The 19,007-nt window shown below is 59.0% G+C and carries 20 protein-coding genes and 1 tRNA gene; 9 read left to right on the forward strand and 12 right to left on the reverse strand.

Annotation, left to right across the window (positions count from 1 at the left end; genetic code table 11):
- Positions 1-88 precede the first annotated feature (88 nt).
- The 10 genes from TRM7615_RS10715 to TRM7615_RS10760 form a co-directional block, all read right to left on the reverse strand.
- Positions 89-286 (reverse strand): hypothetical protein, encoded by a 198-nt coding sequence (locus TRM7615_RS10715; protein ID WP_108787326.1) that lies wholly within the window; start codon positions 284-286, stop codon positions 89-91.
- Positions 283-633, reverse strand: a complete 351-nt coding sequence (locus tag TRM7615_RS10720) for a TSCPD domain-containing protein (protein WP_108787328.1) — start codon at positions 631-633, stop codon at positions 283-285. Before TRM7615_RS10720 ends, TRM7615_RS10715 begins: the two co-directional genes overlap by 4 nt.
- Positions 634-820: 187 nt before the next feature.
- Positions 821-1,003 (reverse strand): hypothetical protein, encoded by a 183-nt coding sequence (locus tag TRM7615_RS10725; RefSeq protein WP_108787330.1) that lies wholly within the window; start codon positions 1,001-1,003, stop codon positions 821-823.
- Between the two features lie 52 nt (positions 1,004-1,055).
- The gene (locus tag TRM7615_RS10730; RefSeq protein WP_108787332.1) at positions 1,056-1,409 is read right to left on the reverse strand and encodes a helix-turn-helix transcriptional regulator; all 354 of its coding nucleotides are present in this window, start codon (positions 1,407-1,409) and stop codon (positions 1,056-1,058) included.
- Complete coding sequence (locus TRM7615_RS10735) at positions 1,409-1,651, reverse strand: hypothetical protein (RefSeq protein WP_108787334.1); 243 nt, start codon at positions 1,649-1,651, stop codon at positions 1,409-1,411. The genes TRM7615_RS10730 and TRM7615_RS10735 overlap by 1 nt, the downstream gene beginning before the upstream one ends.
- Positions 1,652-1,742: 91 nt before the next feature.
- Positions 1,743-2,327 carry a hypothetical protein gene (locus TRM7615_RS10740; RefSeq protein WP_108787336.1) on the reverse strand — a complete coding sequence of 195 codons (585 nt, stop codon included), beginning with the start codon at positions 2,325-2,327 and terminating at the stop codon, positions 1,743-1,745.
- Positions 2,324-2,515 carry a hypothetical protein gene (locus TRM7615_RS10745; protein ID WP_165821414.1) on the reverse strand — a complete coding sequence of 64 codons (192 nt, stop codon included), beginning with the start codon at positions 2,513-2,515 and terminating at the stop codon, positions 2,324-2,326. Before TRM7615_RS10745 ends, TRM7615_RS10740 begins: the two co-directional genes overlap by 4 nt.
- 186 nt (positions 2,516-2,701) lie before the next feature.
- Positions 2,702-3,313 carry a hypothetical protein gene (locus tag TRM7615_RS10750; RefSeq protein ID WP_108787340.1) on the reverse strand — a complete coding sequence of 204 codons (612 nt, stop codon included), beginning with the start codon at positions 3,311-3,313 and terminating at the stop codon, positions 2,702-2,704.
- Between the two features lie 271 nt (positions 3,314-3,584).
- Positions 3,585-3,658 (reverse strand) — tRNA-Gly (locus TRM7615_RS10755).
- Positions 3,659-3,734: 76 nt separating this feature from the next.
- Positions 3,735-5,780 (reverse strand): ASKHA domain-containing protein, encoded by a 2,046-nt coding sequence (locus TRM7615_RS10760; protein ID WP_108787342.1) that lies wholly within the window; start codon positions 5,778-5,780, stop codon positions 3,735-3,737.
- A gap of 324 nt (positions 5,781-6,104) precedes the next feature.
- Between TRM7615_RS10760 and TRM7615_RS10770 the strand changes: the two genes are divergently transcribed.
- The 4 genes from TRM7615_RS10770 (at position 6,105) to TRM7615_RS10785 (ending at position 11,763) form a co-directional block, all read left to right on the forward strand.
- Positions 6,105-6,461 carry a hypothetical protein gene (locus TRM7615_RS10770; protein WP_125133669.1) on the forward strand — a complete coding sequence of 119 codons (357 nt, stop codon included), beginning with the start codon at positions 6,105-6,107 and terminating at the stop codon, positions 6,459-6,461.
- A 269-nt stretch (positions 6,462-6,730) separates the two neighbouring features.
- Positions 6,731-8,179 carry an IMP dehydrogenase gene (guaB, locus tag TRM7615_RS10775; protein WP_108787348.1) on the forward strand — a complete coding sequence of 483 codons (1,449 nt, stop codon included), beginning with the start codon at positions 6,731-6,733 and terminating at the stop codon, positions 8,177-8,179.
- Between the two features lie 10 nt (positions 8,180-8,189).
- A complete protein-coding gene (locus TRM7615_RS10780) occupies positions 8,190-9,359 on the forward strand; it encodes an RsmB/NOP family class I SAM-dependent RNA methyltransferase (protein WP_108787350.1) in 1,170 nt (389 codons plus the stop codon).
- Between the two features lie 97 nt (positions 9,360-9,456).
- Positions 9,457-11,763: a hybrid sensor histidine kinase/response regulator gene (locus tag TRM7615_RS10785; protein WP_235824064.1), complete on the forward strand. Its 2,307-nt coding sequence runs from the start codon at positions 9,457-9,459 to the stop codon at positions 11,761-11,763.
- Between the two features lie 10 nt (positions 11,764-11,773).
- Here the strand turns inward: TRM7615_RS10785 and TRM7615_RS10790 are convergent, their stop codons facing one another.
- Complete coding sequence (locus TRM7615_RS10790) at positions 11,774-12,589, reverse strand: gamma-glutamyl kinase (RefSeq protein WP_306417727.1); 816 nt, start codon at positions 12,587-12,589, stop codon at positions 11,774-11,776.
- Here TRM7615_RS10790 and recA point away from each other — a divergent pair.
- From recA to TRM7615_RS10815, 5 genes are all read left to right on the forward strand, one after another.
- On the forward strand, positions 12,561-13,631 hold the full coding sequence (recA, locus tag TRM7615_RS10795; RefSeq protein ID WP_108787354.1) for a recombinase RecA: 1,071 nt from the start codon (positions 12,561-12,563) through the stop codon (positions 13,629-13,631). The genes TRM7615_RS10790 and recA overlap by 29 nt on opposite strands.
- Positions 13,632-13,810: 179 nt before the next feature.
- Entirely contained in the window at positions 13,811-16,483 is a 2,673-nt protein-coding gene (alaS, locus tag TRM7615_RS10800; protein WP_108787356.1) for an alanine--tRNA ligase, read from the forward strand.
- 75 nt (positions 16,484-16,558) lie between these two features.
- Complete coding sequence (locus tag TRM7615_RS10805; RefSeq protein ID WP_108787358.1) at positions 16,559-16,846, forward strand: DUF1330 domain-containing protein; 288 nt, start codon at positions 16,559-16,561, stop codon at positions 16,844-16,846.
- A gap of 124 nt (positions 16,847-16,970) precedes the next feature.
- Positions 16,971-17,816, forward strand: a complete 846-nt coding sequence (locus tag TRM7615_RS10810) for a class I SAM-dependent methyltransferase (RefSeq protein WP_108787360.1) — start codon at positions 16,971-16,973, stop codon at positions 17,814-17,816.
- A gap of 101 nt (positions 17,817-17,917) precedes the next feature.
- Positions 17,918-18,385, forward strand: a complete 468-nt coding sequence (locus TRM7615_RS10815) for a hypothetical protein (RefSeq protein ID WP_108787362.1) — start codon at positions 17,918-17,920, stop codon at positions 18,383-18,385.
- 5 nt (positions 18,386-18,390) lie between these two features.
- Here the strand turns inward: TRM7615_RS10815 and TRM7615_RS10820 are convergent, their stop codons facing one another.
- Positions 18,391-18,984: a L,D-transpeptidase gene (locus tag TRM7615_RS10820; protein WP_108787364.1), complete on the reverse strand. Its 594-nt coding sequence runs from the start codon at positions 18,982-18,984 to the stop codon at positions 18,391-18,393.
- Between the last annotated feature and the right edge of the window lie 23 nt (positions 18,985-19,007).

Raw genomic sequence — 19,007 nt, forward strand, 5'->3', positions numbered from 1 at the left:
TGCCCCGTCAGAACCTCAACCTGCCGCAACTTCGTGACAATCTCCTCAGGCTTTGGTCGCTTGTTGGCCATGTGTTTCCTCCGTTTTCCTAAACATAGCGGAGGACCACTTCAGTGGGGGAAGACCAGTTGACCCGCTGCAACTTGGCAAGCCCGGCGCCCATGATGCAGGCGCTGCCGTCCGAAACCGGTGCGCCGGTTTCGGGATCGGCCGTGATCCGTTTCGACAGGACACCGCCGTTCTTCTTGAATAGCGTGATATGCGCGAGGGCGGTCTTGTCCGTCATGCCCAGAGCTCCTGTTCGAGTGTGATGGCGTGGGCGACGATGGCCCCGATCAGGGACGCAGGTGCATCTGCGCCGTCCCAAGCGGGGACGGTCCCCAGTGAATGGTTCAACTGCGTGAGCGACACGCCCTGCTGCAGCGCGATCGAGAGGACGATCGCCGCGTCATTGGTCAGGTGCGCCAGATCGTTGCCGTCGCCGTTCCCGGCGAACACCTCTGCGATGCGCCCGTGCGCATTGAAACCAAACGTGACGTTGATGGCGTGGTTGCCCCACAGGATCGTCTCGGTCACCGAGCTACGGCGCGGGGGCAGGCGTTCGCGGCCAGTCTGAACCTCTAGATCCTTCATCGGGCCGCCCTCCTGCAGTCGCGTTCGACATGCTTGAGTGCATGCGGACATGACGGCGACGAAGCGCAGGTGATGGCGGGCAGGCGGCCTGCGGGGTCAACCAGTTTCAGGTGCCCCGACCGGGCGCTCATGACTGTGCGGCCATACCGCCGGGCGATGCGGGTGAGGTTCCGGGTCCATTTCCGGGTCATGGCTGGTTTGCCCCTTCCACTGCAAGGAGCGCTCGGTCGGCGCGGGCGACATCTCCGTCGAAGACAGCCAGCAGGCGGGCGTGTGCGCGGGCGTCAGCGCCCTCGGGCAGCGCTATGGTCGTTCCCAGTTTGCGGCGTGCAACCTCGACAGGTCGGGTCTGATGGCTTATGTCTGTCACCGAGGGCCTCCTCTTTGGTCGGTGGTGGTTCTTTTGCAGTCGAAGCCGGGGCTCAGTCCTCGGCTTCACGCGTTTCATTATCTGGACGCGTTTCATCCGTCTGGATCCCGGGCAGGGCGGCCAAGAAATCTGCCGGGTAGCAGTAGCGCCGCTTGCCCAGTTTGAACGTCTTAGGGAAATTCGGCCGGCCGATCAGTTTGTAGGCGGCAGTCGACCCAAAACCGGTGACCGCCGTAAGGTCCTCGGGCAGGGCCATGATCGGCTTTGCCAAGATCGCCGTGACCAGTTCGGCCTGTTTGATCTGGGTGTCACGATCGGAAGGGGCGCGGGCGTCGAGCTGATCGCCGACAACCTGCTTGAGCGTCTTGGACAGCGCCTCTACATCGATCATCAGGGGGGCATTCATCAGACAGCCTCCAGTGCGCGCAGCACATCTGTGCCTTTGACCAGCTCGCTGCCTTTAAGCTTGAAGGGTTTGATGTTGATGCGATCCAGAAGCTCGCGCAGCTCGGCTGATTTCAGCCGGGTGAATGCTGCGGCTTCTCGCATCGTGTAGACCGCGTCAGCGCGCATCAGGCTGCGGTCTGGTTCAATTCTGTCATGTGACAGTGTTTCGCCGTCATACGCGGCGAGGGCAGGATGTCCCATATGGGTGCCTTTCGCGTGATTGCGTTAGGCCCCTTAAGTCTCCTGCATCGGTCCCGAAAAGCCATAAGGGGGTTTTCGGGATTAGCGGTTTTTATCGCTCTTTTCGTGAAAAAGTTTGGGCGAGATCGTCAAAAAGATCCTTGGCCCGACCCGCTGGCAACGAATCGGCGTTCACTTTAATGGGTACATGCAGGGCCATCAGTTTCTTCTGCCACAGAATTTTCGCCCGGAGCTGTTCGTCGATCTTCCCTGTGCGCCACTTCTCGACGCCCGCCGGCTTTATTGACCATCCAGCCTCACGCATCGTTTTCGCAACATGCTCCTGAGCCTTCCCGACAGCTTCGCCATTTTCCTTGCAGATTTCGACATAAGCCATTCCCGCCGCCTGCAGCGCGCCGTGCCGATGTGGCTTTCCGCCGTTTTTGGGATTGTTCATGTGATCATCAAGCAGTTCGTAAAGCGGGGCCAGCAGGCGACCGTCGGCATTCAGGACGGGAATGTCGTTGAGCATGCTGAGAACCAGCTTCAGGGCCGCCTCCTGTCGATCCTCAGCTGTGAGGTCAGTGGTTTCCGCCAGCTGGATCAGGCGGATGATTAGCCAGCTGTATGACGCTGGCAGTAGCCGCAGGATTTCCGCCTTTGCCGAGAGGGTTTCATCAATAGTTTCGAGCTTCATGTCTCAGCCCCAACCACACGCAACTGCGTGCCCAACGCAGACCACACTTCAACGTCACGTTCGGCCATGGCGTGCGCATAGGTTGCCTCGATCATCTGGACGGACGTGCCGCAGGATTTGGCGACGGTCACGATCGGCACGTTCGCATAGAGCGCTTCTGTGACGAAACCGTGGCGCAGGCTGTACAACGTGGCACCCGGCACCCCGCCGCGTCAGCGGCGCGCGCAGTGGCATAACGGCAGCGGTCGGCAGACCACGGCCCGCCCGGCACCAGAGGCTCATCACCGGCCCGCCCAGCGGCCAGACGGCTGATATAGGCCCGGGCCGCAGCGGTCAGGGCCAGCACCTGCACGAAGGCGCCCGTATTGGCGTCTTCAGCCATGATGTGCGTCACGAAGGTGTCCCGCTGGTCGCCCACCAGCGGGACAACCTCGGTGCGGTTGGGCTGAAACTTCTGCACGCCCGCCTTCAGGTCGACCCATTGACCCACCTTTGTCAGGCCGCGCCGGGTCAGGGCGGGTGCGCAATGCGGACACCGCCTTGGCCACGCTGTTGGCCGTGCGCTTGCGTTTGCCACTGCTGGTGGTGCCCACCAGACCATCGCGCCACCGGCTCAGGGCGGCCAGCGAGGTGGTTGCAACGCGCCAGTCGCGGATGCCGTCGAAGTAGGTGCCATAGGCGCGGATGGTGCGCATGGCGACGGGTGTCTTGCCGGACGCCTCTGCCCATTGGACGTAGTCGTCCCACGCCTGACCAAAGGTGATCGTGCTGGCCTCTCGTTCGGGCGTGTCGGACGGATCCATCACCTTGGCGATGGCGGCCGCCTCGGCGGCCTTGGTGGCCTCAAGGCGGGCGATCACCTCTGCATAGGTCATGTCGCCCGCATCGGCGACGACACGGTCGCCATAGACAGTTCGGATGCCCCACCGGGCACCTGTTGCGCCGACGTAGTACAGGATGGCATTGCCCTTGCCGCCGGTGATCACGGCCTAGGGCGCTTTGCGGGGCGGCAGGGCCTCGCGGCTTTCAGGTGTGGACAGGTCGGTTCTGGCCTTGGCCTTCTTGGTCTTGGTCTTGGTCTTGGTCTTGGTCGGTCTCTCTCTTTGCAGTCCGAAACCCGGATTTCTCCAAGATTTCTCCAAATTTCCCCCAGACGCAAACGGTGGTCTGAGGCGAATTGAGGCGAAGTGAAACGGCCTTCGTTTGCGGCCACAGCAGCTTTCGCCTTGTTTTATTGGGCTTTGAGAGATGCGGTCTTGGAGCGGGTAACGGGAATTGAACCCGTAACTTAAGCTTGGGAAGCTCGCGTGATACCTTTTCACCATACCCGCGCTCTGCAGAGGTGACTATGTCTTGGGGCTAGAGACGTCAAGCGAGAATGACCCCGCTTGACGGTTTGTATCAGGCTCAGCCGCGACGACGGCGACGGCGGCCGCCAGAGCTCGCCGAAGCCTCGGCGCCGGTGTTGAAATTCACCTCTGGCAGAGTGACTTCGGTCGCCAGGATCGGGAAGGGTTCGGCCGAGTTCGGGATGGCCGAGGCGTTCACGAAATGCTCCTGGAACCGCGGTTCGATCGCAGTCTCGATCTTGTGGATGGCGCGTACGGTATCCTCGATCTCGGTCCGGGCCTTGCTGTTCAAAAGCGCGATGCGCGCGCCGGTGCCTGCGGCGTTGCCCGCCGATGTGACCTTGCCCAACTCACAGTCAGGGATCATGCCCAGAACCATCGCGTGTTTCGGACTGATGTGGGCGCCAAAGGCTCCGGCCAGCACGATGCGGTCCACGGTGTCCACGCCAAATTTGTCCATCAACAGCCGTGCGCCGGAATAAAGCGCGGCCTTGGCCATCTGGATCTCGCGGATGTCGCGGTTGGTGACAGTGATCACCGGGCCGCCATCGGCGCTGCCATCCCAGACCTTGTAGGAATAGGTACGACCGTCCAGGAAACAGCGTTCGGTGCCGGTCTGCTCGGGGTTTCCGATCAAGCCGGGGCCGTCAACGATGCCTGCCATGCGCATTTCGGCGACCATTTCGATGATGCCCGAGCCACAGATGCCGGTGATGCCGGTGGTGGCGATGGCCTCGGCAAAGCCGTCCTCATCCGACCAGAGATCGGAACCGATGACACGGAACCTGGGCTCCTTGGTCACGGGATCGATTTGCACACGTTCGATGGCGCCAGGCGCGGCCCGTTGGCCCGAGCTGATCTGGGCGCCTTCGAATGCGGGGCCGGTGGGCGAGGAACAGGCCAGCACCTTGTCGGTGTTGCCCAGCAGGATCTCGGCGTTGGTGCCCACGTCCACGACAAGCACCAGGTCCTGTGACTTGTCAGGGGCCTCGGACAGTGCCACAGCGGCCGCATCTGCGCCCACGTGACCAGCGATGCAGGGCAGCAGGTAGACTTGCGCCGAGGGGTGGAGGCTGTTCAGGCCAAGCTCCGCGGCAGCAAGGTTCATGCTGTTTGCCGTCGCGAGCGCAAAAGGTGCCTGCCCCAGCTCGAAGGGGTCAATGCCAAGGAAAAGGTGGTGCATCACCGGGTTGCAGACGAACACGGCATCAACCACTTGATGCGCTTCGATCTGGGCATCCGAAACGATGTTGCGGAGCAGCTCGTTCATTCCATCGCGAACCGCGCGGGTCATTTCCTGATCACCGCCTGCGTTCATCATGGCATAGCTCACGCGGCTCATCAGATCTTCGCCAAAGCGGATCTGCGGGTTCATGAGACCAGAGGACGCGACGACTTCGCCAGTTGCCAGATCGCATAGGTGCGCGGCGATGGTGGTCGAGCCTAGGTCGACGGCCAACCCGTAGATGCTGTTTTCATGTAGTCCCGGATAAAGATCGAGCAGGCGGGTAGGGCGTCCCGGCGCCTCGTGCAGCAGGCAGGTGACGGTCCAGCCGCCTTTGCGCAACACCGGCTGCATCTTGGAGATGATCGGCAGCGCAATTTCGAACCCCTCGACCTGCCACTGATCGCGCAGCGCATCGCGCAGGCGCTCCAGATCGCCCGAGGGGTCGTGCATATCCGGTTCCTGCACCTCTACGTAGCATAGGCGCACGGTGGGGTTCAGTGTGATGTCGCGCGCTTCGGCCCGTTTGCGAACTACCTGACGGTGCACCTGACTTTCGGGGGGCACGTCGATGACGATGTCACCCTGCACGGTGGCCTGACACCCCAGACGACGGCCCGGTGTCAGCCCGCGCTTGTCGTCATAGCGCTGTTCGACCTTGTTCCATTCAGAAAGGGCATCCTCTTTCACGGTCACGCCATGTTTTGGAAATTCGCCATAAGACGGGGTGATTTGGCATTTCGAACAGATGCCGCGCCCGCCACAGACGGAATCAAGGTCGACGCCCAATTGGCGTGCTGCCGTCAGGATCGGAGTGCCAACCGGAAAGTGGCCACGTTTGCCGGATGGGGTGAAAACGACAAGAGGATCGGTGCTCATTCAGGTGCCTTCTGGTTCCGCGTATGTCGCGGAGAATATGAAGTTCACAGCAAAGCGAAAGGTGTCCGGCGGCATATTTCGGTCAGTGGGCGTCATTTTGTAAAAAATCTTGCACCTGAAATGCAGTTTTTGATCAGGGCCGATTGGGAAAAGCACCAAAAATACCCGCTTCTGTGGCCGGATTCCTGCAACGTTAACCTTTTGGACGCCCGGTCTGAAATCTTTCGCCAAAATGCGCAATGGCCGCCCCAATCCCGACAGAATCAAGACGCTAAGTGGCGTCAGAGACATTTGACAGAAGATTTGACCAGTAAGGGGTTTGTTATGGACTTTGGGTTCGACGTTTCCGGATTGGTGGCCCGGGTTTCCGAGGCGCGCAGCGGTCTGTCCGGAAAATTCACGATTATCCTGATGATCGCGATTTTGGGGTTGGTTGGGCGGCAGGTATTTGCGGCCTTTGGTCCCAGCTTGAAGGTTTCCAACTCGTTAGCAGGGTTTTCCGGATTTGGTCTGATCGGCGTTGCGATTGCAGTTTTTGTTGGCGGTCTGGTTGTGACGGGCAAGGGGCGCATGGCAATGATCCAGATACAGCGCAATATCTCGGACCCGTTTATCGTGAACGTGCTCGAGCGTGACAGCTGCGATGTGACCTTGGGCGCTTATTGCGTCGTGGTCTTTTAAGGGTACCGCGAAATTGTGGTGAATTGGTTCGACAAACGTGTCGACATGTCCGCCATTGCCAACCCACAGACCGAGGTGCATTGGCTGACGGTGCGGCCTCAGGCGCGGCCTGATGTGCACTTGATGGCCAGACGGTAGGCAGCCCAAACATCGGGCAACCCGCGGGTTGGCGTATTCTTGGGTCAATTTCCTTGTTTCCAGACCTTTCCCCCGGTTTCGATCCATGTCATAGGGTCACCGTCAAACGGGGTTATGCATGGGGATGACAAATGCAGATTCGTGAGGCGCTCACCTTTGATGATGTTCTACTGGAGCCGGCGGCCTCGTCGGTGCTGCCTGCAACGGCGGATACGACCACGCGCGTGACGCGGTCGATTTCGATGAATATCCCATTGCTCAGCTCGGCCATGGACACCGTGACCGAAGGGCGTATGGCCATTGCCATGGCCCAGGCAGGTGGCATTGGTGTGATCCACAAGAACCTGGACGCGGACAAACAGGCGCGCGAAGTGCGCCGAGTGAAACGCTTCGAATCTGGTATCGTTTACAACCCGGTCACCTTGCGTGCAGAGCAGACGGTTGCCGATGCCAAGGCGCTGGTGCAGCGTTACAACTTCACCGGCTTCCCCGTGGTGGACGAAGCAGGCCGCGTTGTAGGCATCGTGACCAACCGCGACATGCGCTTTGCCACCTCCGACGACACGCCGATCAAGGCGGTGATGACGTCGGAGAATTTGGCGATCTTGCGCGAACCTGCCGATCGGGACGAGGCCAAGTCATTGATGCAGGCTCGCCGGATCGAAAAACTGCTGGTGACGGATGCTGATGGCAAGTTGACCGGTCTGCTGACACTCAAGGACACCGAACAAGCGGTGCTGAACCCAACGGCGTGTAAGGACCAGCTGGGCCGGTTGCGCGTGGCTGCGGCCAGCTCGGTCGGGGACAGCGGTTTTGCGCGCAGCGAGATGCTGGTGGACGCAGGCGTCGACATCATTGTCGTGGATACGGCGCATGGCCACTCGGCCGGTGTCATCGACGCGGTGAAGCGCGCCAAGGCACTGTCGAACGAAGTTCAGATCATCGCGGGCAACGTCGCAACTGGTGAGGCGACCAGGGCGTTGATCGACGCCGGAGCTGACGCGATCAAGGTGGGCATCGGGCCGGGTTCGATCTGTACCACGCGCATGGTTGCCGGTGTGGGCGTACCTCAGCTGACCGCGATCATGGATTGCGCGACGGCAGCAGGAGACGTGCCGGTGATCGCTGATGGTGGCATCAAGTTCTCAGGCGATTTTGCCAAGGCGATTGCGGCGGGTGCGTCCTGCGCCATGGTCGGGTCGATGATTGCGGGCACGGACGAAAGCCCGGGCGAGGTGATCTTGTATCAAGGCCGTTCGTTCAAATCCTATCGTGGCATGGGTTCTCTGGGTGCCATGGCCCGCGGCTCGGCCGATCGCTATTTCCAAAAGGATGCGGCCAGCGACAAGTTGGTGCCCGAAGGGATCGAAGGGCAGGTGCCGTACAAAGGCCCGGCCAGTGCAGTGATCCACCAACTGGTGGGAGGCCTGCGCGCGGCCATGGGCTATACCGGCTGTGCCACGGTCGATGAGATGCGGCGCAACTGCAACTTTGTCAAAATCACCGGCGCGGGTCTGAAAGAAAGCCACGTGCACGACGTGCAGATCACCCGCGAAAGCCCCAACTACCGCATCATGTGAGGCAACGGACATGACCCCGGCGGCGCGCGTTCAAACCGCGATTACCATCCTGGATGAAATAGGCGCCGGGGGCCCCGTCGAGAAGGCCTTGACCGGGTGGGCCCGGCGCAGCCGCTATGCCGGCTCCAAGGATCGGGCGGCCGTCCGGGATCATGTGTTCGATGTCATTCGCCAACGCCGGTCCCTTGCCGCATTGGGCGGAGGCGACAGTGGCCGACACCTGATGATAGGATTGTGCCGTCGAACCGGCGTTTCCCCCGAAGACATGTTCAATGCGGCGCCTCACGCACCTGCCGAGTTGTCGGACGCAGAGCGAGCAGGGGGGCGGGCGCCTCTCGACGGGCCGGAAGCGGCAGACCTTCCGGATTGGTTGTGGCCGGAATTCAGTGCGAGCCTTGGAGACAAGGCTGCCAAAGCGGCCCAAGTCATGCAAACGCGCGCACCGGTTCACCTGAGAGTCAATGTTGCTCGAACCAGTCGCGAGAGAGCGATCGAAAAACTGGCCGCAGAAGGAATTGACTGCAGTCCGCATCCTATGGCTTCGACCGCCTTGGAAGTTGTCGAAGGCGCGCGTCGCGTCCATCAAAGCGAAGCGTATAAATCGGGTTTGATAGAATTGCAGGACGCGGCCAGCCAGGCTGTGGTCGAATCTCTGCCGCTGGAACCGGGTATGCGGGTGCTCGACTACTGTGCTGGCGGCGGAGGAAAGGCCCTGGCCTTGGCCGCGCATGCTGGCGTTGATGTCTTTGCGCACGATATTGCGCCGAAACGGATGCGGGATTTGCCCGAACGCGCGTCCCGTGCGAAGGCCAAGGTTACTGTGCTGTCACCGGGTGAGCTTGACCAGGCCGGAAAGTTTGACCTGGTCTTGGCAGACGCGCCATGCTCGGGAAGTGGATCGTGGCGGAGAGCTCCGGCAGGTAAGTGGCAGCTTACACCAGCGAGATTTGAGGAACTGCTGGAAACCCAGCTGCAAGTCATCGAAAAGGCCAGTCAGTTCACTTGTGCAGACGGTGCTTTTGCTTATGCGACATGTTCGTCTCTGAGCGCCGAAAACTCCGGTCGCGTAAACGCGTTTCTTGACAAAAATTCTGGATGGGAATTGGGGTTCAGTCAGGCATGGACCGTTCTGGACGGTGCTGATGGTTTCTTTGTTGCACTGCTTTCGCGGGTGCTTTGACTTAAGTAACAACTCAGAGTAGAGTTTCATTTCGTTAAGCAGGGCTTAACCCTTGTGGCGCGAAATACTGTCAAAGAAACTCGAATGGAGTCGCGCCTTGTCCGCGTTCAGCGCCTCGATCACCCCCGACCTTCCGGAGCGGAGCCCAAGTGGTGCGCGTATCTTTGCCGTCATGTTGTTGGCATTGGTGCTGGCTGTGACCGGAGTTTGGGGCCCGTTCGCTGACTTGGTGGATCGGGTGTTGATTGCCGCCGCAGGCAGCATGACCGTCGTAGCCGTTGTTTTGGGGGTCTGGGGGCATCGGGTCTCGGCTGCGCATTCAATGGCGCGGGACATGCTGGCGGGGTTCATTGAAAAGGACGTGAGCCCAAGTTTCGTGACCGATGACGAAGGGTTGATCCTGACCCGGAATTCCGCGGCGCGCGTTCGGTTCTCAGACGATCAAGCGGATACGCTGGCAGCGACGCTGCGCTCGATTTTTGCGAATCCATCCGCTGTTTTGTTTCGGCTCCAGTCGCGCGCTCGCATGGACGGAAATGCTGCCGAAGATATCGTGACCCGACGTGGACACATCCGTTTGAGGGTGCACTCTTTGGCGGATGGCGGTCTTTTGTGGCGGGTAGAGGAGGTATCGGATCGATCCGGTTGGGGGAGCGGCGGTGATACCTGTCATGTTCCAATGCTGACCGTCGGGCGTTCCGGCGCTGTCCTGTTCATGAATGAGGCTGCCCGAAAGATGGTGGGGGAACGGGTGAAATCCTTGGATCGTCTGTTTGTCTCTACCCCGGTCGAACCTGGTCAGGTACAGGACATCACCACATCGACGGGAATTGTCTCGGTCGTCGTGGGGGAACACGGCACGTCCCCGGTCAGGCGCGAGCTGTATCTGATGACGGTCCGCAATCTGGATCGGCCAGAAAGAGAAGAAGGGTTCAACACCCTGCCAGTGCCGATGTTGAAGATTGCGGCACATGGAGAAGTAAGGGAAGCAAACCGGCTGGCTTCAGAGTTGTTGGGGAACGCAGTCGCAGGCGGAATGCATATCAGTGAGTTCATGCAAGGTCTGGGGCGGCCGATCGAGGATTGGCTGCGGGATGTGGCCGAGGGCGTGGCCGTGCAAAAATCGGAATTCCTTAGGTTGTCGCGGAAAGACAAAGAGGTCTATGTCCAAGTTACGCTCAGTCGAACTTCGGAAAACGGGAACACCGGGCTGATCGCCGTATTGAACGACGCAACAGAACTCAAAACGCTCGAAGCCCAATTTGTTCAAAGCCAGAAGATGCAAGCCATTGGCCAGCTCGCCGGCGGTGTGGCGCATGACTTCAACAATCTTTTGACCGCAATTTCCGGGCATTGCGATCTGTTGTTGTTGCGCCATGATCAGGGGGACCAGGACTATGGCGATCTGGTCCAGATCAATCAGAATGCCAATCGTGCAGCTGCATTGGTTGGACAACTCTTGGCGTTTTCACGAAAGCAGACGTTGCGCCCGGAAACTCTGGATTTTCGCGATACGCTGTCCGATCTGACCCATCTGTTGAACCGGCTTGTGGGTGAAAAAGTCACGCTGACACTTAGCCATGATCCGGTTTTGAAGCCGGTCAGAGCCGACAAACGCCAGCTTGAACAGGTGCTTATGAACCTGGTTGTCAACGCCCGTGATGCGATGCCGCAAGGCGGTGAAATCCGGATTGAAACCGAAGTCGTCCACCTGGACAACGCTCTGGAACGGGACAGAGCAACTTTGCCGCCAGGCGAATACGTGACCGTCAAGGTTCGTGATGAGGGCATCGGCATCGCGCCGGACAAGATTCAAAACGTGTTCGAGCCATTTTACACCACCAAACGTACGGGCGAAGGAACGGGATTGGGCCTTTCAACTGCTTACGGAATCATCAAACAGACGGGCGGGTACATCTTTGTAGACAGCGTCGAAGGGCAGGGAACCGAATTCATCATCTATTTCCCGGTCCATGACCAATCCGAACGGATCGAAACCCAACCAAAGGAAGACCAGAAAAATCCGGCCGCCCGACATGGAGAAGGAGTTGTCCTGTTGGTCGAAGATGAAGCCCCCGTGCGTGCCTTTGCTTCACGAGCATTGAGATTGAGGGGATATACAGTTCTGGAGGCTGAATCCGCTGAAGATGCCTTGAAAACACTCAAAGACCCGGATCTATCGGTGGATGTGTTTGTGACGGATGTGGTTATGCCTGGCCTGGATGGGCCAACGTGGGTGCGCGAAGCTTTGAAAGAACGACCGCAGGTTCGCGTGGTGTTTGTTTCGGGCTATGCCGAGGGGGCATTCGGGGATTGTGACCCTGACATTCCAAACTCGGTCTTCCTGCCCAAGCCTTTCTCGTTGAACCAACTGACCGAGACGGTGCACCAGCAACTTCATTGAGTGTCTAATATCACAAAGCGTTTGCGTGCAGTTCGAACTCTTGCTGCAATTTGCGCTCCAATTTGTTCCTGGTGCCTTGGGACAAGGAAAGCTCCATCTCAGGAGAGGCGTTTTCCCGAGACAGGTTCAACCGAACCTTCAAACGCTCTTCGAGAAAGGCATTTAGGCCAGGCTGGTTTTCATACTTGTACAAAAAGGTGATTCCTGTCCCGTTTGGACGCGTTTCCAGAAATTTGAGTTGGCTTCCAACATTGGCGTAACTTGGGCGATCCCCCCTAAGGTAAGCGTCCACAAATGTATCGAAACTGACATCATGAGTGGAGTTCTTGTGCCCCTCCATGCCTTCGCGACGTCGGTAGCGATACCAGCTGCCCAGCCAACTGAGCGGGTGGCGAATAACGGCCAAGGTTTCCATCTCGACGCCACAAACCCGGTCGAACATCGGTCGAAAGAACCGGTTGTAGCGATAGACAGGCGCATGTTTCAGCTCGGGGGGATTCGCAATCACGATGTCGGCGCGGGTCCTGAGCGCGGACTGATAGGCGGTCGTTCCCGTTTTTGGAACGGCAAGGAAAGCCAGTCTTTCTTTGTAGAAAACAAGCATTTGCTGGGCACCTCTCATCGCAACTTCAGTCAGAAAATGCCGTAAACCTACTGTTAATACAATTCGGAAAAAGTAGGGCAGGTAAGATTTTAATTGAAATGTTCCTCTTTTGATCTCATAAGGAACAAGAGGGGAACAAAGCAGTGATTGCCGCCTGCGGCAGGCTATGACAATAAGGAAGGCGAACGAGACAATGGCGGATCTTCTAACAATGAGCAGCAAGCAGAACGCGGACAAGCAAAAGGCGTTGGACAGCGCCCTGGCCCAGATCGAGCGGCAGTTCGGCAAAGGGTCGATCATGAAGCTGGGTGATGGCAACGCCATCCAGGAGATCGAAGCCAGCTCGACCGGTTCACTGGGACTGGACATCGCGCTGGGGATCGGTGGCCTGCCGATGGGCCGGATTGTCGAGATCTATGGCCCGGAAAGTTCGGGCAAGACAACCCTGACGCTGCATTGTGTCGCCGAACAGCAAAAACGCGGCGGGGTTTGCGCATTTGTCGACGCGGAGCACGCGCTGGATCCGCTATATGCGCGCAAGTTGGGCGTTGACTTGGATGAGCTTTTAATTTCTCAGCCCGACACTGGCGAACAAGCGCTGGAGATCACCGACACGTTGGTGCGATCCGGGGCGGTGAACATGGTGATCGTCGACTCGGTGGCCGCATTGACACCCAAGTCCGAACTTGAAGGCGACATGGGCGACAGTAGCGTTGGTGTTCAAGCCCGGTTGATGAGCCAGGCGATGCGCAAGCTGACCGGCTCGATCAGCCGTTCGAACTGCATGGTGATCTTCATCAACCAGATCCGGATGAAAATCGGCGTCATGTTCGGCTCGCCTGAAACCACCACTGGCGGCAACGCGTTGAAATTCTATAGTTCGGTGCGCCTGGATATCCGCCGGATTGGTCAGATCAAGGATCGCGACGAGGTTGTCGGCAACGCGACCCGTGTGAAAGTCGTCAAGAACAAGGTGGCACCGCCGTTCAAGCAGGTGGAATTCGACATCATGTACGGCGAAGGTATTTCTAAAATGGGTGAGTTGCTGGACCTGGGCGTCAAGGCGGGTGTGGTCGCGAAATCGGGCTCTTGGTTCAGTTATGGCGACGAGCGTATCGGGCAGGGTCGCGAAAACGCCAAGCAGTTCCTGCGAGACAACAATCGCGTTGCGTTTGAGATCGAAGACAAGATCCGCGCTGCACATGGGCTGGATTTTGACATGCCGCCTGGTGAAGCGACGGATGACGATATCCTGGAAGCGTGAATGGTCGCTTTGGGGGGTGGTGACCTATCTCCCGGCACTGAAGTAGAGCTGAGAACACGCGGAACAAGGCGGCCTTTGGGGCCGTCTTGTTTCGTTTGCGGCATTGCGGCCTGTGGACAGTCGGAAACCGTGGCGATACACCTGCACGGAAACACTTTCCCCGCCGCCGAGAGAACCTGATGGCCACGCTGAATGATATCCGCTCGACCTTTTTGAACTACTTCGCCAAGCAAGGGCATGAGGTTGTCGCCTCGAGCCCGCTGGTGCCGCGCAACGATCCGACGCTGATGTTCGCAAACTCAGGGATGGTGCAGTTCAAGAACCTGTTCACCGGTCTGGAAAGCCGCGACTACAAGCGCGCCACCACGTCACAGAAATGCGTGCGGGCAGGTGGCAAGCACAATGACCTCGACAACGTGGGCTACACCGCACGCCACCACACGTTTTTCGAGATGCTCGGCAACTTCTCGTTCGGCGACTATTTCAAGCATGAGGCGATCCCTTTTGCTTGGGAACTGATCACCAAAGATTTCGAGATCGACAAGTCGCGCCTTCTGACCACGGTCTATCATACCGATGACGAAGCGTTTGAGATCTGGAAGAAAGTCGGCGTGCCCGAGGATCGGATCATCCGCATCGACACATCCGACAACTTCTGGCAGATGGGGCCAACCGGCCCTTGCGGTCCCTGTACCGAGATTTTCTATGACCACGGCGACCATATCTGGGGTGGCCCTCCGGGCTCTCCCGAAGAAGATGGCGATCGGTTTATCGAGATCTGGAATATCGTTTTCATGCAGAACGAGCAGTTCGAAGATGGCTCTATGGTGCCGCTCGACATGCAGTCGATCGACACCGGCATGGGGTTGGAACGCATAGGTGCTCTGCTGCAGGGCAGCCATGACAATTATGACACGGATCTGTTCAAGGCGCTGATCGAAGCCAGCGCTGATGTCACCAACGTCGACCCTTATGGGGATCAGAACGTGCATCATCGGGTGATCGCAGATCACCTGCGCTCGACTTCGTTCCTGATTGCCGATGGCGTGATGCCTGCAAGTGACGGGCGCGGCTATGTGCTGCGACGGATCATGCGCCGCGCTATGCGTCACGCGCATTTGCTGGGTGCCAAAGATCCGGTCATGCACCGGCTGGTGCCCGCGCTGGTGCAGCAGATGGGTGCGGCCTATCCGGAGCTGGGTCAGGCGCAAGCGCTGATCGAGGAGACGTTGCAGCAGGAAGAAACCCGGTTCAAAAAAATGTTGGACCGCGGTTTGAACTTGCTGGACAGCGAGTTGGACAGCTTGGACGAAGGTGCGCCGCTGTCGGGGCAGGCTGCCTTCAAACTGTACGACACATATGGTTTCCCGTTGGACCTGACGCAGGATGCGTTGCGCGAAGTTGGGCGCACGGTGGACACTGACGGGTTTGATGCGGCCATGGCTGAGCAGAAGGCCAAGGCGCGTGCTGCCTGGGCAGGCTCGGGTGAAGCTGCGGACAATGCGGTTTGGTTTGATGTGCTGGATGCCAGCGATGCGACTGATTTCCTGGGCTATGACACCGAAAAGGCCGAAGGTCAGGTAATGGCCCTGGTTGCGGATGGTGCGTTGACCGACAAGATTGCCGAGGGGGGCACCGGCTGGATCATCGTGAACCAGACGCCATTTTATGGTGAAGCCGGCGGTCAGGTAGGCGACAGTGGCGTGATTCGACGTTTGGAAAACCGGGACGAAGTCTCGCTCGTCGAGGACACCAAGAAGTTCGCCGATGGCAAGATCTATGCCCATAAGGTGACCGTCGAACGCGGCGCGATCTCCAAAGGCGATCCGGTCGAGTTGGAGGTGGATCATGCCCGCCGGTCGGCTATCCGTGCCAATCACTCTGCCACGCATTTGCTGCATGAAGCCCTGCGCGAACACCTCGGGGATCATGTAGCGCAGCGCGGCTCGTTGAATGCCGCTGATCGTCTTCGGTTTGATTTCAGCCACGGCAAGGCATTGAGCGAAGAGGAACTGGGCAAGGTTGCGACCGATGTGAACCGTTTCATCCGTCAGAACTCGACCGTGGAAACCCGGATCATGACGCCGGATGATGCGCGCGGTATTGGCGCGCAGGCTCTGTTTGGTGAGAAATACGGGGATGAGGTGCGCGTTGTGTCCATGGGTCAGGCCGAGACCGGCAAGGGGCAGGACGGCAGCACTTACTCGATCGAGCTCTGTGGTGGTACGCACGTCAAGCAGACCGGTGATATCGGCACTTTTGTTCTGCTGGGCGACAGTGCGTCGTCGGCTGGTGTGCGTCGTATCGAGGCGTTGACCGGTGCAGCCGCGTTTGAACACTTGTCGGCTGAAGCGTCCCTTCTGGGCGAGATCACCGGCATGCTAAAGGCGCAATCGGCTGAGGCCGCAGATCGTGTCAAAGCGTTGATGGATGAGCGCAAGGCGCTGCAGAATGAGGTTGCAAGCCTGCGCCGCGAACTGGCCATGGCCGGTGGTGCGGGGCAGGGCGGCGGTGCCGAGGCGCGGGACGTGAATGGCGTCAAATTCCTGGCCCAAGCCCTGAGCGGTGTGTCGGGCAAAGACCTGCCTGCGCTGATCGACGAGCACAAGGAACGTCTGGGGTCGGGCGCGGTTCTGCTGATCGCGGATGCTGGCGGCAAAGCAGCTGTGGCAGCTGGCGTGACCAAGGATCTGACCGATACGGTGTCGGCGGTGGATCTGGTCAAGGCGGCCGTGGTTGAGCTGGGCGGCAAGGGCGGCGGTGGCCGTCCCGATATGGCCCAGGGCGGTGGCAAGGATGCGTCGAACGCCGATGCGGCGATCAAGGCGGCTGAGGCTGTTCTGCAAGCTTGACCAACTGGTCAAAAACGGGTTGGTCTTTCCGGCAGATGACGTAAGCTGCCGGAAAGCACATTAAGGAGAACACCCATGCCCGCACTTTGGATCGCACATGTGACCGTCACCGACGCCGAGGCCTATGGCAAATATGCAGAACTGGCAGGGCCCGCGATTGCCAAACATGGCGGCAGTTTCATCGCGCGCGGCGGCCGGTTTGTTCAGCTCGAAGGCAAGGAACGTCCCCGCAATGTAGTGGCGCGCTTTCCGAGCGTTGATGCGGCGGTCGATTGCTACAACTCGCCCGAGTACCAAGAGGCGTTGAGCCATGCGCGTGATGCATCAGAACGCGAATTGATGGTTGTCGAAACCTCTGAATGATCGACGCGGCAGGATGACAAGAGAACCCGCTTCGGAACACCGCGGCGGGTTCTGTTTTGTCGGGGTTGGACCGCGCGCAAAAGCACGGTAAGCACAGGCAGCCTATGCCAAAAGGGATCAGATCGTGAAGAAAAGAAAATTCCCCAAGATCAACACCTTGCTGGACCCTCTTGATGTCAAGCTGATCGACCGTGCAGATGAGATCGCCGAGACCGAGCGTTTGGTGGCCTTTGAACGGCGCGGCGGATTGGAAAAACCGGCATATGCGCTGAGCCCGGGGATGGAAGGGTTCGATATCTCGGGCCTGGTGCGCGAGTACGAGACCTATGAGGACGCGCTCGCCGCGCTTCACGATCCTGAGCAGAACAAGACCGGTTACACATCGAACAACGGCTATTACGATACGCCAGACGCCGAGGCGCTGTACTTGATGGTACGACGCTATCAGCCGAAGCATGTGATCGAGGTCGGATGCGGCAACTCCACCCGGATCACGCGGCAGGCGGTTATCGATGGTGGGCTGGACACCAAGATCACCGCGATCGATCCCTATCCGCGCGCCGACATCGCCCATGTGGTCAACGCCTTTGAACAGAAACGACTGGAAGAGGTGGATCCGGCGCTCTTTGACACGCTGGGGCCGGGGGACATCCTGTTCATCGACAGCAGCCATCAGGTGCGCATGAGCAACGATGTGGCGCATCTGTTCTGCCGGATCATCCCAAGGCTTGCACCGGGTGTGGTGATCCATGTGCATGACGTGTTTTTGCCCTACGAATACCCCAAGCGGTTCTTTTATGATTGTCCGTCCTGGGCGGAGCAGTACGTTCTCCACACGCTGATCCAGACCAGTGGCTATCAGTTGCTGTGGCCTGGTTATTACCTGCAGCAGGATCGCCCGGACGCCGTGCAGGCCTTGCCGTTTCTGGCCGGTGGCCGCGCTCAGAGTTTCTGGATCCGCAAGACTTAAAGTGTGTTCTCTGCCATAGTCTGGTCGAATTCCATGGTTAACATGGGGTCAAGCACGTTCAGCCCGGCACAAGACCGGGCACAGATAGAGGCAGTCGAGCTATGCAAGTGAAACAGGCCATTCTGGCCGTGACCCTATTGGCTGGCGGTGCAACGGCAGCGGACGCAGGCCCTGATCAGGTCTCGATCCTGCTGGGGTCGCACCACGTCGGCGCAACCCGCAATTTCGAAGAGTTCAATCCTGGCGTCATCCTGACCTGGAAAGAGGTGCTTTGGCAGAACCGCCTTGATGTCGGCGTTGGCGTCTTTCGCAACAGTTATGGTGATGCATCGGTGGTGGCGACGACGGCGTTTCCACTGGTACGCAATCAGAATTGGGGGTTGGACCTGTTTGCAGCGCTCGCGACCTATCCCGGAGAAGGCGATCAGTTCACGTATTCCATCGGCGACGTGGTGCCAATTGCGGGCCTGCAAGCCCGTTATCGCAACGTATTTGTTCAGGCGATCCCGTCAGGTGGCAGCTCGGTGGATGCCACGCTGACGTATGGTTTGACGTTTGCGTTGGACTAATCGCTTTACGTCAAACGGACCTGGGTGCCGATCTTGACCAGAGCAAAAAGCTCTTCCACGTGTTCATTGTAGAGACCGATACAGCCGGACGAGCTTTGACGGCCAATCTTGCGTGTGTCGTGGGTGCCATGCACCAGATAAGCAGGCCAGGTCAGATACATTGCGCGCGTACCCAATGGGTTGCCCTGTTCGCCGCCCTCGATCCTTACTGGCAAGGAAGGATCGCGTTCGCGCATGGATGCAGTTGGCGTCCAGCTGGGGTTTTCGCGCTTGCGCACCACCTCGGTATAGCCGCGTTTGGTCAGGTCTTCGGACATCGGGACGGATGAGGGATACAGACGATAGGTTCCATCCTCGCCCCAATAGTGCACCGCGCGGCTGGTGATGTCTGCCAACAGACAGCCAACACCCAGCTTTTTGAAATGATCTTCCCACCGTTGCTGCGCAAAGGATGAGATATTACGACGCACGGGGACTTGCGTCTCGATCGGCGGTTCATCTTGCGGAAATGCATCTTGCGCACGCAACAGCGCGGGCGTGGACAGGGTGGCTGCAACGCCCAGCAGGGCGCTACGGCGGGTGATCTTGCTGCCGGACATGGGGACCTCGAATACCTTGAATC

Source organism: Falsiruegeria mediterranea M17, from assembly GCF_900302455.1.
Taxonomy (GTDB): Bacteria; Pseudomonadota; Alphaproteobacteria; order Rhodobacterales; family Rhodobacteraceae; genus Falsiruegeria; species Falsiruegeria mediterranea.